16 protein-coding genes are annotated in these 14,137 nt (G+C 35.8%); all 16 read right to left on the reverse strand.

Features of this window, described 5'->3' with window-relative positions; genetic code table 11:
* Window positions 1–800: 800 nt before the first annotated feature.
* A complete protein-coding gene (locus tag LKW28_RS22325; RefSeq protein WP_026682622.1) occupies window positions 801–1,256 on the reverse strand; it encodes an NUDIX domain-containing protein in 456 nt (151 codons plus the stop codon).
* Window positions 1,257–1,288: 32 nt separating this feature from the next.
* Window positions 1,289–2,905 (reverse strand): mercury(II) reductase, encoded by a 1,617-nt coding sequence (merA, locus tag LKW28_RS22330; RefSeq protein ID WP_225230588.1) that lies wholly within the window; start codon window positions 2,903–2,905, stop codon window positions 1,289–1,291.
* 55 nt (window positions 2,906–2,960) lie between these two features.
* Window positions 2,961–3,359, reverse strand: a complete 399-nt coding sequence (gene merR, locus LKW28_RS22335; RefSeq protein ID WP_026682624.1) for an Hg(II)-responsive transcriptional regulator — start codon at window positions 3,357–3,359, stop codon at window positions 2,961–2,963.
* A gap of 122 nt (window positions 3,360–3,481) precedes the next feature.
* Window positions 3,482–5,611 (reverse strand): heavy metal translocating P-type ATPase, encoded by a 2,130-nt coding sequence (locus LKW28_RS22340; RefSeq protein ID WP_019156604.1) that lies wholly within the window; start codon window positions 5,609–5,611, stop codon window positions 3,482–3,484.
* Window positions 5,604–5,972, reverse strand: coding sequence for an ArsR/SmtB family transcription factor (locus LKW28_RS22345; RefSeq protein WP_019156605.1), 369 nt, complete (start codon window positions 5,970–5,972; stop codon window positions 5,604–5,606). The genes LKW28_RS22340 and LKW28_RS22345 overlap by 8 nt, the downstream gene beginning before the upstream one ends.
* 365 nt (window positions 5,973–6,337) lie before the next feature.
* The gene (locus tag LKW28_RS22350) at window positions 6,338–6,613 is read right to left on the reverse strand and encodes an adhesin (RefSeq protein ID WP_019156606.1); all 276 of its coding nucleotides are present in this window, start codon (window positions 6,611–6,613) and stop codon (window positions 6,338–6,340) included.
* A 13-nt stretch (window positions 6,614–6,626) separates the two neighbouring features.
* On the reverse strand, window positions 6,627–7,055 hold the full coding sequence (locus tag LKW28_RS22355; RefSeq protein ID WP_019156607.1) for a protein-tyrosine phosphatase family protein: 429 nt from the start codon (window positions 7,053–7,055) through the stop codon (window positions 6,627–6,629).
* A gap of 29 nt (window positions 7,056–7,084) precedes the next feature.
* The gene (gene arsA, locus LKW28_RS22360; RefSeq protein ID WP_229142629.1) at window positions 7,085–8,854 is read right to left on the reverse strand and encodes an arsenical pump-driving ATPase; all 1,770 of its coding nucleotides are present in this window, start codon (window positions 8,852–8,854) and stop codon (window positions 7,085–7,087) included.
* A 19-nt stretch (window positions 8,855–8,873) separates the two neighbouring features.
* Entirely contained in the window at window positions 8,874–9,236 is a 363-nt protein-coding gene (gene arsD, locus LKW28_RS22365) for an arsenite efflux transporter metallochaperone ArsD (protein ID WP_019156609.1), read from the reverse strand.
* A gap of 90 nt (window positions 9,237–9,326) precedes the next feature.
* The gene (arsC, locus tag LKW28_RS22370) at window positions 9,327–9,746 is read right to left on the reverse strand and encodes an arsenate reductase (thioredoxin) (protein WP_026682626.1); all 420 of its coding nucleotides are present in this window, start codon (window positions 9,744–9,746) and stop codon (window positions 9,327–9,329) included.
* A 14-nt stretch (window positions 9,747–9,760) separates the two neighbouring features.
* On the reverse strand, window positions 9,761–11,059 hold the full coding sequence (locus tag LKW28_RS22375; RefSeq protein ID WP_026682627.1) for an arsenic transporter: 1,299 nt from the start codon (window positions 11,057–11,059) through the stop codon (window positions 9,761–9,763).
* Between the two features lie 18 nt (window positions 11,060–11,077).
* Window positions 11,078–11,419, reverse strand: a complete 342-nt coding sequence (locus LKW28_RS22380; protein WP_026682628.1) for an ArsR/SmtB family transcription factor — start codon at window positions 11,417–11,419, stop codon at window positions 11,078–11,080.
* A 142-nt stretch (window positions 11,420–11,561) separates the two neighbouring features.
* Window positions 11,562–11,768, reverse strand: coding sequence for a hypothetical protein (locus LKW28_RS22385; RefSeq protein WP_026682629.1), 207 nt, complete (start codon window positions 11,766–11,768; stop codon window positions 11,562–11,564).
* A 59-nt stretch (window positions 11,769–11,827) separates the two neighbouring features.
* Window positions 11,828–13,195 (reverse strand): NAD(P)-binding domain-containing protein, encoded by a 1,368-nt coding sequence (locus LKW28_RS22390; RefSeq protein ID WP_026682630.1) that lies wholly within the window; start codon window positions 13,193–13,195, stop codon window positions 11,828–11,830.
* An 85-nt stretch (window positions 13,196–13,280) separates the two neighbouring features.
* Complete coding sequence (locus tag LKW28_RS22395) at window positions 13,281–13,781, reverse strand: arsinothricin resistance N-acetyltransferase ArsN1 family A (RefSeq protein ID WP_026682631.1); 501 nt, start codon at window positions 13,779–13,781, stop codon at window positions 13,281–13,283.
* 72 nt (window positions 13,782–13,853) lie between these two features.
* The coding region (locus tag LKW28_RS22400) for a MarR family winged helix-turn-helix transcriptional regulator (RefSeq protein ID WP_229142630.1) at window positions 13,854–14,137 on the reverse strand (284 nt) is incomplete at its 5' end.

The raw sequence follows: 14,137 nt of genomic DNA on the forward strand, positions 1-14,137 counted from the left end.
ACATTTATTTCATTTAAGGAACGCTTTTTTTATTTAAGGAACCTTAATTTTATATGGAGACAAATTATATTGCCCTGCTAAAAAGTCCTTCCCCGTCTTCCTCTCCCTCTCACTCCCCTCAAACCCTTGCGACTCTAAGCCCCACCCTTCTTATCTTGCCTTTTTTCTTCATTCCATTCTGCTACATAGTTCTTCCCCAAAACCCCCATTTTCGCCCTCTTTTTTCCGTTCTGGGTCGTATCGAATATTCAGACAATGTTAAAAAGTTCTTCCATAATGGAGGGAAGAATCAAGAGAAAAGATTGAAAAAACACGTTGAGAAATACACGAAAAAGAACTGAAACCCTACGGGTTTATGCAGTGAGGAAAACAACATATTAGAAGAGAGAAAAGAATGAGCAAGGATGATTGAACCCCTACTGGACAAGGGATTGAGGAGATATTGGACAAAACAAAAAGACTGGACCACTATTGGATCCAGCCTGAAATATAATTGATTTTACGATTGAAAAATGATTGAGTACATATTGTTCGCCTGCTCTTTTTTCCTCACTCTTCCTTCCGCTCTGGATACCAACTATTTAACAGTAGCTACCGACTTTTTAGCATGGAGAAGAAGAATAAGACAGCTACATATAATAGAAAAAAGAATAAAGAAACAAGATGAAATAAATATAAAAAGGATAAGCTATCTCGCCCCATTACTTTAAGGTGTGATACTTCACAATATTCTACGTAAACAAAAAAAGGCAATGCTATTATAAAGTAAAGCATTCGCCCCTTGGCTTAATAAGAGAGTTTTATTTTTCAAGTTGACCTTTTACCCCAACTAACTTGTCTTTAATAAAAGGGTCAATCTCGTCAGGTAAATGATCTAATCCAAAAAATTGTGCCTCTATTCCTTGGTTGCTTTCAGGTGTTATTTCTCCTTCGTACTTGGTACATAAATAACCAATTGCAACCGTTTGATACTCGTCTCCACTTTCCTCGACACGATTTATTAATTCCTTTCCTGAATAGACACCAAATAATTTTAACTCTTTTATCTTTAAGCCTATTTCTTGAAAGACTTTTCGTGTAATACAATCCTCAACTGACTCATTTAACTGCAAAATTCCACCCGGAATCCCCCAAGTTGCTCCTGAATATCTACTTAATAATATTTCTCCGTAATGATTAACAATAGCTACACTTGGCCGAACAATAATTAGTGAAGAATTCCCAATCATTTGTCTCATATTTTCACAATAATCCATACATACCTCCGATGATATTAATTTATTTACATTTACCCTGCACAACAAGATAGCTTCGAAACATCTTTATCAAATGTAAGAGCAGTTAGTCTTAGTCCTTCTGCCATTGTTAAATATGGTGCAAGGCTATCTTTTAAATCCTCCACGGTTAAACCAAACTTAACTGCTAATGTCGCTGCATAAATCACATCACCTGCATTTTCAGATACAATATGAACTCCAAGAATTTTTAATGTTTTAGCATCAGCAACAACCTTAAATACACCTGTCGTTTCACGGTTTACTAATGCTCTTGGAACGGAATCTAAAGATAGTACAGATGTTTTTACTTCATAGCCTTGTTCTTTTGCCTTTTTCTCTGTTAAACCAACTGTTGCAATGGATGGATTTATAAATGTGACAGCAGGAAAAACTGATAAATCTAATTTTTTATTTAACCCACCAATCGCATTATCAGCAACAACCCCACCTTCATAGGCTGCTACATATACAAATTGCGGCCCTAATGTTACATCTCCTGCTGCATAAATCTTCTGATTACTTGTTCTGGCATAATCATTTATCAGTATTTCATTTCGTTTTCCGACTTCAACCCCTGCTGCACTTAAATTTAAAGAATCCGTATTTGGTTTTCTTCCTGTTGCAACAAGTAGTTGTTCTGATTCCACAACTTTTTTCTTGCCATCTACCGTTACATAAACCTTTTTTACCGCTCCAACTTGCTCTACACGCTCATAAGTTGCCCCTTTCAAAAGGTTTATACCTTGTTCTGTCAAAACCTTTTCTACAGCTTCTGAAATCTCTGGATCATATTCTTTTAAAAGACAATCACTTCTTTGGATAAGAGTTACTTCTGAACCTAAATTATGAAACAGTTGCCCAAGTTCCAACCCGATATAGCCTGAACCCATTACTGTTAATCGCTTAGGCATCTTTTTTAATTCAAGTAGTGTTGTACTTGTAATATAATCTACTTCTTCAAGTCCTGAAATTGTTGGTATTGATGGTGAAGCACCTGTTGCAATTAAAAAGCGTTTAGCAGAATGTTTCTCCCCATTTACTTCAACTGTATTTTCATCAATAAATTTTGCTTCACCCTTTATTAAATCAATACCATATTCATCAATTAAGTCTATATATTTTTGATTTCGAAGTTCGCTAACTAATTCATCCTTTTGCTTCACCAAAGAGGCTAAATCGACTTCTCCAACAGATGTTTGTAACCCTATAAATGGATTTGCTTTTGCTATATGATTGATTTCTCCTGCTCTAAGAAGTGTTTTTGATGGAACACAACCAACATTCACGCAAGTTCCACCAACAGTTCCACGTTCAATCATCCCCACTTTTGCCCCATATTCAATTGATTTAATGGCAGCAGAAAAAGCTGCCCCGCCTGAACCAATGATAAGTAAATCGTAATCACTTTTAATATCTAACTCTATATCTTTTAGCTTCTGTGTTGAAATATCTTCTATGTCTTCTGGTTGATATTTTGCTTGTTTAATTGCTTGTCTTACATTTTCAGCATTAACATCATCTGGTATTTCAAATACCGATTCACCACGTCTAAAACTGGTTTCGATATTTAAAGCACCTATGTTGGTTAAAGCAGCATAAATATGTTGTTCACAGCCTGTACAGGTCATTCCGTTGATTTTAATCCGATATTTTTTCACCTTTTCTTCCTCCTCTATTTAAAAATCAATCAAAAATCAAAGATTCAACAATAGGACATTGATGTATTGCCTTTTGATCTGGACATCGACTTTTTAAGTCCTTTAACATTGACTCAATACGCTTTAAATCTGCAATTTGTTCTTGAATTTCTAATTCTTTTTTTGATACAAATTCAAATATATTTTTGCAGCGAACTTCATCATTATCGACAACTCCAAGTAATATATATATTTCACTCAATGAAAAGCCAAGATTTTGCAGTCTTTTAATAAATTTTACACGCTTAACATCATCATCTGAATATATCCGATAACCTTCATTCGTTCGGGAAGGATCTTTTAATAATGATTTTTTTTCGTAATACCTAATTGTCTCTTTATTTACACCGGATTTTTCGGCAAACACACTAATTCGGTAACTCAAATTATTCACCCCTATAAACATAATAAACCGTGTACTAAGGTACACGGTCAAGTATAATATTAAAATTCTTTTCTTCAAGTATTCTGCCCGTTAACGTCTTGCTATCCCTTTTACATATGATTCTATTCTTTAACTTTTAGCAATCGCAAACTGTTTAATGTCACAAGTAATGTTGCACCCATATCTGCAAATATCGCTATCCATAGCGTTAACCAACCAGGCATAACTAACAATAATGCCACTAATTTAATCGCTAAAGAGAAGGTAATATTTTGCTTGATGATTACTAAAGCCTTACGACTTAACTTTATTGTATATGGCAATTTGCTTAAATCATCAGACATTAAGGCAATATCAGCCGTTTCTAATGCTGTATCTGTTCCAGCACCACCCATCGCTACACCAACAGTGGAAGCTGCAAGTGCTGGTGCATCATTCACACCATCCCCAACCATTGCTACACTTTGATGTTTTCCTCGAAGTTCTTTAATAAAATTCAACTTATCCTCTGGTAGCAAATCAGCTTTTATATCAGTAACTCCAACTTGTTTCCCAATTGCTGATGCAGTTCTTTTGTTATCCCCTGTCAACATTACCGTTTCAATTCCAATATTATTCAATTTACCAATGACTTCTTTTGATGTTTCCCTAATTTCATCGGCTACGGCGATTAACGAAAGAATCGCTTTCTCCGTTCCTAGTACCATCACGGTTTTTCCTTGGGTTTGCATTTCAGTAATCTTTTGTTTTCTATCACTTTCAATGCTTCCGTGTAATTCTTCAAAAAGTGCTGGACTTCCAACATAATACATTTCGTTATTTACCTTGGCTTTTACACCTTTACCTGTAATAGATTGGAAGTCTTCAACTATTACATCATTAAAGTCTAATCCCTTTTCTTCTGCTTTCCGCATAATAGCTGAAGCTAATGGATGTTGGGATCCTTTTTCAATCGCTGCTGTAATGGTTAACTGTTCATTTTCATTTCCACCATATATCATAATGTCTGTTACAGCAGGAATCCCTTTAGTTAATGTACCTGTTTTATCAAAAGCAATAGCCTTCAAATGCCCTGCTTCTTCTAAATGGATGCCACCTTTAATTAACACTCCATTTTTTGCTGCATTTCCTATTGCAGTTACAACCGCAACTGGAGTAGAAACAACCAAGGCACATGGACAACCAACTACTAATACAGCTAAACCTTGATAAACCCATTCGCTCCAATCTCCCCCAAATAACGGTGGAATAACCGCAATTAAAAGAGCCAAGATCACAATAACTGGTGTATAGTATTTCGCAAATTTATCGACGAACGCTTGAGAAGGTGCCCGTTCTGCTTGAGCTTCTTCTACCAAGTGAATGATTTTTGAAAGAGTGGTATCTTCTACTCGTTTTGTCACTTTAACTTCAAGTAACCCTTCTTCATTTAAGGTTCCCGCAAAAACTTCTTCATCTATCGTTTTCGTTACCGGAACACTTTCACCAGTAATAGCAGCCTGATTTAACGTGGACGTTCCTTTTATAACGATTCCATCCATTGCTAATTTTTGGCCAGGCTTTACAATCATGATGTCTCCAACTTGAATTTCATCAACATGAATCATCATTTCTTCATTTCCACGGCGAATCAATGCTTCTTTTGGAGCAATATCCATTAATGATTCAATTGATTGACGAGCTTTATCCATTGAATAACGCTCTAACGCTTCACTGATCGCAAATAAGATGACAACGGTTGCTCCTTCACCCCACTCACCAATAAGGGCAGCTCCTATAATCGCAATGGTCATTAGCGTATTCATATCAAAGAGTAATCTGCTTAGATTTTTAAGTCCTTTAATGAATAGCGAATACCCCCCAATTAAAATAGACGCTGCATAACCAATCGAAGGTAGTATATGCTCCTCACCATATTGCTCACCTAAGAACCAACTGACTACAAGCAAAATGGCAGATATATATACCTTAATGTTTTCTTTCTGTTTCCAGAATGGTTCACGCTCTACTTTTTGTTCTTTTTCATCCCGAATCTTTAAATTTTCAAACGCCCCTGCTTTTTCCAATTCCTCAATCGTTGTATTCCCTTGAACATAAACTTTAGATGCTCCAAAGTTTACTTTCGCATTCTGAACACCAGGAAGATCTTTTACATTATCTTCAAAAATGGCAGCACAGTTGGCACAAGTAAATCCTTGAACACGATAGGCTTTCAATTCTTGTTCATTTAGTTTTGCTGTTTGATCAGACATTGGTTTTCACCTCGTTTTTATGTGCTAACGCAATCATCATTATCTGTTTGATGTGGTCATCATCTAATGAATAAAATGCTAGTTTTCCCTCTTTTCTGAACTTAACAATCCCTTGCTTGTGGAGGGTACGTAAATGATGAGAAGCATTCGCTACAGTAACACCTACAATATTTGCTATATCGCACACACATAGTTCTTCATCTTGGCACAAAGCGTAGGTAATTTTTGCTCTATTTTCATCTGCAATAGCTTTTAGCATTTGGGATACACTAACAATGTCAATTGATTGTAAATCCCCTTGTATTCGATTTACCTTTTCTTCATCATAACAATAAATCTCACAGGTATCTTTTTTATTCATTTTTTCACTCCATTCTCATTCAAGTGTTTATTTGAATATAGTATACTCCTTTTACTCGCTAACATTCAAGTGGTTATTTGAATGAATGTAAAATTGAATTATGGTATCCGATTCTAATAACAATTTTTTTAATACAAAATAAAAGGTTATCACAAAATATCCGGATAACCTCTGTTATATTTTTCGTTATTTATGCAGTTGCACAGCTACAAACCTTACCTTATTGAGCTTCCTCACTATATTGGACCGGTGTCAAATTGATTCCGAATCTCCTCAGCAAGTGTCTCTAAGGATACTTAGCAAAATCTAAAATAAAAAGGAGTAATCAACTCATGAATGAGCTAACTACTCCTTTTTACCTTTTCCTAACAACAACCACTTGCACCTAATAATACTAAACCTTCACCGTTCTGATTTTCTTCTTTGTCTAAAGTTAGCTCCTCAGTTGTAGCAACCTGTGAATCAATTGCTACTTTAATACCATTAATAGTTTCAATTATATCAGTTTCAAGTGGTGCATCTAAAGATAACGCAAATTGTGGTCCGCAGCATCCAGCAACTGAATAAAGGCGTATACCTTCTGCACCATTTTCCGTTAATACATTTTCTAATAAGTGTTTCGCAGCATCTGTAATTTTCATTAAGGTTTCTCCCCTATCCATTTGGATAAATTCTTTTTAAAGCCTCTTTCATTTCTGGCTTCACATTAATTTTTGGTCTTGCTGCCTTAGCAATTTCTTCTGCTTCAGCAATTGTACTTGCTTTTTCTAAGGCTAATAATGTTCCGATTGCAACAGTACCAGTGCGATTACTTCCTCCTTGGCAATGGAAGTAAATATTCTTACCCTCGTTATATGCTTTTATTACATGATCAATAGATTTCTTAATAGATTCTTCTTGGTCTGCTGCATCATCAACAATAGGGCTATGAATACGGTTATAAACTACATCTTCTATCGGAGCCTCAGCTCTTAAATCAAATACAACATCTATTTTCTCATTCCCTAATAAATCATTTACATCGTCTGCACCACCGATGTAAATTCTATCCTTGATTAATTCATGATAATTCTTTGTTGTCATTGTAGTACCTCCATCATTTTTCTACATCATTAATTTATATAGTCTTTTAGTTTCTCATACCCAATCTTTTCTTCATGCAACCAAGGTATAATCGCACAACTATCGGCTAAATGATTATTGACCTCACGAATCCACTCTTTTTCAGAAATTGCTTTCCCTCTTAACACAGGGTCTTTGGTATCAGTGGCAAATAGACTTTGATTAATAACCCACCATTTTGGGCTAATATTTGCTCTTCTTAAATCATCTTGTAATCGGGAGGCTTCAAATACAGGTGTAGCTTCAGCTAAGGTAACGATTACGACAGATGTTTCCTTGGAATCTCTAATCTTTGGAAGTAGTTTTGTTACACTTTCTGGCACTTCGCCAGTAGACCTAGCAATTTCCTTGCTATATGACTGTGCTGCATCTAATAAGAGTAATGTATGACCTGTAGGAGCTGTGTCAATGACGACAATCTCATTTTCAGATTTGGCAACTACTTCGGCAAATGCACGAAAGACTGCAATTTCCTCTGTACAAGGTGAGTTTAAATCTTCCTGTAAATAAGCCAGACCTTCCTCATCTAAATCCTTACCAGCAGTCGCCAACACTTCGGTTTTATATTTTTCTACTTCATCTTTAGGATTAATGCTGCTAATAGTTAGATTTTGATTTAATTGGTCGCTTTGAAATTGATACTGCAAGTGAGCTGCAGGATCAGTTGTCGTCAAATGAACTCGATGGCCCTGTTCCACCAAACCAACTGCAATGGCTGAAGCGACCGTTGTTTTTCCAACGCCCCCTTTACCCATAGTAAAAATTATTCTTGTATTAGTTGATGAGAAATCACTAATGACATCGTTTAGATTTGGTAGTCTTACTATCTCGTTCTCACTGTTTTCCTCTGATACTGGAATAACGTATTCTTTAAATAAATAACGTAAATTTTCAACCCCAGTTAGAGAATATGAAACAAACGGTAATGAATAGCTTACTGTCTGTTTTAGATTAGCTGGTATCTGCTTTAAAGCATTCCTTTGCCTTTGATAAAAAGCTGATGAAACTTCATCGTCTTTCATATAGTTCAGAAGCAGACCGTTAACAATAAGTATTTGATTTTTTATTCCAATCTCTTTGAGTTCTATTGATGCCCGGTCTGCTTCTATTAGAGATGATATATCAGGTCTTGTTACTAATATAAGTGTTGTTTTTTTTGAATCCGAAAGAACATCAACAGTTTCCGAATATAAATTTTTCTTATCAGCAAGTCCTGATAAAGGACCTAAACAAGAAGCACCATGCGTACTTTCCTCTAAGAATCCGTTCCAGTCTGTTGGTAGTTGTAATAGACGTAACGTATGGCCCGTTGGTGCTGTATCAAAAATGATATGGTCATATTGGTTTATAATTTCTGTGTTTGTAAGTAAAGTTGTAAATTCATCAAATGCGGCAATCTCGACTGTACATGCTCCTGATAGTTGCTCTTCCATTGTAGCTACAACGGAATCTGGTAATATTCCACGGTATGGACCGACTACTTTTTCACGATATGCACTTGCTGATGCCTCGGGATCTAAATTACTGGCAAATAAATTTTCTACCGTTGGAACTGCTTTAGGCGAGTTTGTTAATTCAAAATCAAAAACATCCTGTAAATTAGATGCTGGGTCTGTACTAATTAGTAAAACTTTTTTTCCACTTTCCGCTAAAGCTACGGCTGTTGCACATGCAGTTGATGTTTTTCCAACTCCGCCTTTTCCAGTTAAAAATAAAAACTGTGTCTGCACAACATTTTGAGGTTTGAAAGATTGAAACATGTTTTTCACTTCTTTCTTTTCACTGTTTTTTTATGTTTAATGAAAGTCGGACTTTCGGTTTTTCAGTAAGCTCTTCAGCTTTTACCCCTAGCCATTCTGCAAGTTCTTCATTTGTTGGATAGGTTCCAACTTTAACAACTTGTTCATCTACTAAAACTACAGGTAACGCATCCGGTCCCTTTTCATGTAAAACACTATTCACTGACTGTGTTTTACCAAATTTATCAGGGTCATTTGTTAATTGATACCGTTTCACATCAAATCCTTTTTTCTCCAAAGAATATACCGCAGATGCTACTCTGGTTAGTTCTGGATCAACTGATGGACCACATACTCCTGTTGAACAACACATTGCTGGATCAAATATCTCGACTTTTTTCATCTAAAACCCTCCGATTAATATTAAATAAGCATATACTTATATTAGTCTTTAAAGAAAACCAAGAGATGGATCTCTTGGTATAAGGCTGTTTTATTCTCCAGTTTCAGCAAAACGCTTGATTCTTTCACCTATTTGGTCACGAACTCGTTGGAATACAGCCCATTTTTCCTCTTCACTTCCTTGAGCTTTTGCAGGGTCATCAAATCCCCAATGATCACGTTTTACATGTGGTGGTGTCATTGGACACTTATCAGCAGCATCTCCACATAAAGTAACGACAAATTCAGCATTGTTTAGGATCTCTGGGTCAATAATGTCAGATGTTTGATTTGAAATATCAATTTCTACTTCATTCATTGCTTTCACTGCATTGGGATTTAAGCCATGTGCCTCGATACCTGCACTCTTAACTTCCCACTCATCACCTAAATACTTCTTCCCCCAGCCTTCAGCCATTTGGCTTCTGCAAGAATTTCCAGTACATAAAAAATAGATTGTTTTTTTAGACATAATAATTCTCCTTTTTAAAATAGAGTAAGTGTTAGGTAAAGACCTAATAATGTAATAAATAGAATTGGAATTGTTAAAATAATACCCGTTTTAAAATAAGTTCCCCATGAAATTTTAACACCTTTTTGTGACAATACATGAAGCCATACTAATGTTGCTAAAGAACCAATTGGTGTGATTTTTGGACCTAAATCGGAGCCAACTACATTAGCATAAATAAGTGCTTCCCTTAACACACCAGATGTATCTGTTTCAGCAATGGCTAAAGCATCAATCATAACGGTTGGCATATTATTCATGATGGATGAGAGGAAAGCAGCTAAAAATCCCATTGCAACAGTTCCAACAAATAAACCTTGATCAGCTACTGTTTGAATGACACTTGCCAGTGCAGATGTAAGTCCCGCATTTCCTAATCCATATACCACCACATACATTCCAATAGAGAAAAATACAATATTCCAAGGTGCACTTTTAATAACTTCCTTAGTATTAACAGAAGCACTACGTCTTGCCATTATGAAAAAGAAAATAGCAATGGTTCCTGCAATTATAGAAACAGGTACGTTGATGAAATCGCTAGTAAAGTATCCAATTACTAATAAACTAAGAACATACCATGATAAGCGAAACATTTTTAAGTCTTTAATAGCCTCTTTTGGTTCCTTTAATTTTGATAAATCGTAATTTCTAGGGATACTTTTTCTAAAGTAAATTAACAATACAAAAATCGTCGCAATCAGTGAAAATAAGTTTGGAATTATCATTCGTGAGGCATATTCCACAAATCCGATACCAAAAAAGTCTGCAGAGACTATATTTACTAGGTTACTTACAATAAACGGAAGTGAAGTTGTATCAGCAATAAATCCACTTGCCATAATGAAGGGAAATATCATTTGTTCTTTAAACTTTAAATTTCGTACCATAGCAAGTACAATGGGTGTTAGAATTAATGCCGCACCATCATTTGCAAATAAGGCCGCTACAATAGCACCTAGAATACTGATGTATACAAACATCTTTATTCCATGACCTTTTGCTACCCGTGCCATGTGTAATGCTGCCCATTCAAATAATCCAATCTCATCTAATATTAATGAAATGAGGATAATTGCAACGAAAGATAACGTTGCATTCCATGTAATGTCAATTACTTCAAGAACATCACTAAATCCCACTACTCCTGCTAATAAAGCTATTACAGCCCCTCCGCAAGCTGACCAGCCAATATTTAACCCTTTAGGTTGCCAAATAACTAAAATCAATGTTGCAATAAAGATAATAAGAGCTAAAATAAGTGTTCCTGACAAAATGTAAAACCCCCAATATTAACAACAAGAAATCCGTTTCCCTTGTTTTTCTAAATCCTCTAACTTATCCTTTTGGCTAGGTAATTGGTTAAGAATCTGAGTAACAAATGGATAGTAGATATTGTTCTCATTAATTGAATAAAAAACCCACTGTCCCTTTTTCTCCTCTTGAACCAATCCCATATCTTTCAACCTTCTTAGATGTTGGCTTATAGCTGGTTGTGTCATTTGAAATATCTCAACAAATTCACATACACAACATGCTCCACCATCAAGAATTTTCATCATGGTTAGCCTAGTTTTATCTCCTAATAGTTTAAGTATTACAGCAACTTGTTCTATTTCAATAGTCGTTTTCAATTTTACACCTCACTTTTTCACTTTAAATAAGTATTTACTTATATAATAATCCACTTATATATGTGTTTCAAGTTTTTTCTTCAATGGTTTTTCACAGCACTTTCCCCTCTAACTATTTGTCTATGGTAAAAAGGTTTTAAACTCACTTTCCTTCCTCTTTTAAATCCTCATACGCATTTGTAAAACGTTCAAAAGAAATGCTCCCAAGTGTTTCCTTATCTTTCTGAAATAGACGCTCAAACGTGATTTCCTTTGCCTTTTCTAAGGTGCATTGTCTACTATTCATAATTAATTTAAGATATGCAATAAAGTATTCTTTACTTAAATTACCACCTTTATTAATGACCATCATCATTACCTCCAAAAAAAGGAGAGTATATTCGACTCCCCCTTTCTAATTTCACAATTTTAGCAGCATGAATTTGAACTACAGGATGCTTTTGTAACATTTAGATTCGTACTACATACACCCGTTTCAGGTAATTCCAACTCAACCTTCTCTGAGGCTTCGTAGTCCCCTGATATGTATGCTACAACGGAGCGAACCTGCTCATATCCTGTCGCCATTAAAAATGTTGGTGCTCGACCATAGCTTTTTGCTCCAACGATATAAAAATCTTTTTCAGGTTGCCGTAATTCTTTTTCCCCATGAGGACGTACCGTTCCACAACTATGAATATTAGGATCAATCAATGGAGCGAGAGCTTTGACACATTCCGTTGCTGTATCAATGCTGGTCCTCACTTCCCGAAGGATTGAAAAGTCTGGACGATTCCCTGTATTGACAATCATTTCATCTATATCTGAATAGGTTTTTAAGTCATCTTTAGTCTCCCCTACTAGCTCTATTTTCCCATTTTCCCCTTTAATGTTTTGAATCCTAAAAGGAGTAATAACTTGAACTACGCACGAATCCACTAATTTGTGTATGCGACTTCCTAAATCACCTCTCGCCTCGAGTGCATCCAGTTCCTCTCCTCCATAAGCCTCTTCAACTCGCACTTTTCTCAAAACCCATACAATTTCTGTTGCGGGATATTCTTCTCTTAATTTTGCTAACTCTAATAATGAATTGATTGCAGAATGGCCACTTCCAATAACAGCAACACGTTTATTTAGATAACGGCTTTTACCTGCTCCTAGAATATCTGGGATGCCATAGAAAATTTGATTTTTTATGGCTTCCTCTTCTTTTAACCAAATGCCATTTGAATTTGCAGGATTAGGATTACCCCAGGTGCCTGTTGCATCAATAACTGCTCTCGCCTCAAACTTTTTAAATTCGCCATTTTGCTCTGCATAAATGACAAATGGTTGTTTTTCTCGATTAGCAGTTTTCATTTTATCCATATTTTTTCGGCTAATTGAAAAAACCTTTGTATTAGCAAACAAAGATTTTTTAATTTCAGGAGTATTTGCCAACGGCTTTAAATATTGATCAACTAATTCTTTCCCAGTAGGTAATTCATTTAGGTCTGGCTCAGTCCAACCTTGTTCTTTAAGAAGTTTAGATGCCGTCTCATCAATGTTATATCTCCAAGGTGAAAATACTCGAACATGACCCCATGTTAGGATATTCGCCCCTACTTGAGCTCCAGATTCTAAAAGAATAAATGGTTGATCATATCTTGCTAAATGGGCTGCTGCTGCAAGACCTACAGGGCCCGCCCCAATAATTGCAACGGGTAAATGTTTGTTTTCATCTTTATTAGTTTCTTTCAATTCCTCTTCAGCTTGACAACAGGTCGGTTTGATTTCTATCCATTCCATTTTCATCTTTCCTCTCATTATGTTTTTTAAAGAAGACTACTTCGACTTTGTAACTGAGATATTTGCTGTATGTAAAATCCAGATGCTTAGATTAACAATTTGCACCTAGTATTTTTTCCATCGCCATTACATCTACAAATTCACCATCAAGAATTCCTTGATTCTTAAATATCCCAACTTGGCGATACTTCAATTTGTTATATAAGCCTTGACCTATAGAGTTAAATGGGAAAGTAAATAAAACTAATTTATAAAAGTCATGATTCGATGCTTCTATTTCAAGTTGTTTTAGCAACCTTTGCCCAATCCCTTTCCCTCTAAAATCACGATGGATATAGACCGAGATTTCCCCTACTCCCCTATAGGCATCTCTAGGATTATAAGGACTTATGGCTGCCCATCCGACAATGTTTCTTTCTTCATCCTCTGCGACCAACCCAACGTATCTCCCCTGACGATGAAGAAACCAGGAATGGATATAATCTTGATCTTTCGTTCTAGTTTCAAGTGTGGCAATCCGATCCTCTATTCCTTGATTATAAATCTGAAGAACTTTCATCAAGTCTTTTACTTCGACCTCCCTAATGATCATTAATCACCCCTCCTTTAATTGCTAAAATCAACACTTGATAAAGTCAAATATCACCCAAAAGGAAACCACTATTTATTTAGTGGTACAACAACCAGAACCAGATCCATCATTCATCCTCATGGCACTCAGTAAGACCTGTAAACTATCTATAACCTGATCCTTTTTATCATCTGGAATGAATCCTAAAATCTGCCCAATGTATTGATTCATTTGACCGGAGATTTCGTTTGCTTTTACTTGCCCTTCTTCAGTAAGTAATAAAACAACATAACGTCTATCGTTTGGATCTGGGGTTCGAGAAACATACCCTAATTCCACCACTTTATTGATTTGCCTACTTAGCATTCCGGTATCCA

It is taken from the genome of Bacillus sp. REN16 (assembly GCF_020731355.1).
Taxonomy (GTDB): domain Bacteria; phylum Bacillota; class Bacilli; order Bacillales; family Bacillaceae_L; genus Ferdinandcohnia.

Bases quoted from the DNA above. Each gene is read 5' to 3' on its own strand.
- arsC (WP_026682626.1), bottom strand. From the start codon at position 9,746: ATGTCTAAAAAAACAATCTATTTTTTATGTACTGGAAATTCTTGCAGA.
- LKW28_RS22350 (WP_019156606.1), bottom strand. From the start codon at position 6,613: ATGAAAATTACAGATGCTGCGAAACACTTATTAGAAAATGTATTAACG.
- LKW28_RS22395 (WP_026682631.1), bottom strand. From the start codon at position 13,781: ATGATCATTAGGGAGGTCGAAGTAAAAGACTTGATGAAAGTTCTTCAG.
- LKW28_RS22385 (WP_026682629.1), bottom strand. From the start codon at position 11,768: ATGGTCATTAATAAAGGTGGTAATTTAAGTAAAGAATACTTTATTGCA.
- arsA (WP_229142629.1), bottom strand. From the start codon at position 8,854: ATGTTTCAATCTTTCAAACCTCAAAATGTTGTGCAGACACAGTTTTTA.
- LKW28_RS22345 (WP_019156605.1), bottom strand. From the start codon at position 5,972: ATGAATAAAAAAGATACCTGTGAGATTTATTGTTATGATGAAGAAAAG.
- LKW28_RS22325 (WP_026682622.1), bottom strand. From the start codon at position 1,256: ATGGATTATTGTGAAAATATGAGACAAATGATTGGGAATTCTTCACTA.
- LKW28_RS22340 (WP_019156604.1), bottom strand. From the start codon at position 5,611: ATGTCTGATCAAACAGCAAAACTAAATGAACAAGAATTGAAAGCCTAT.
- LKW28_RS22390 (WP_026682630.1), bottom strand. From the start codon at position 13,195: ATGAAAATGGAATGGATAGAAATCAAACCGACCTGTTGTCAAGCTGAA.
- merA (WP_225230588.1), bottom strand. From the start codon at position 2,905: ATGACCTGTACAGGCTGTGAACAACATATTTATGCTGCTTTAACCAAC.
- arsD (WP_019156609.1), bottom strand. From the start codon at position 9,236: ATGAAAAAAGTCGAGATATTTGATCCAGCAATGTGTTGTTCAACAGGA.
- LKW28_RS22355 (WP_019156607.1), bottom strand. From the start codon at position 7,055: ATGACAACAAAGAATTATCATGAATTAATCAAGGATAGAATTTACATC.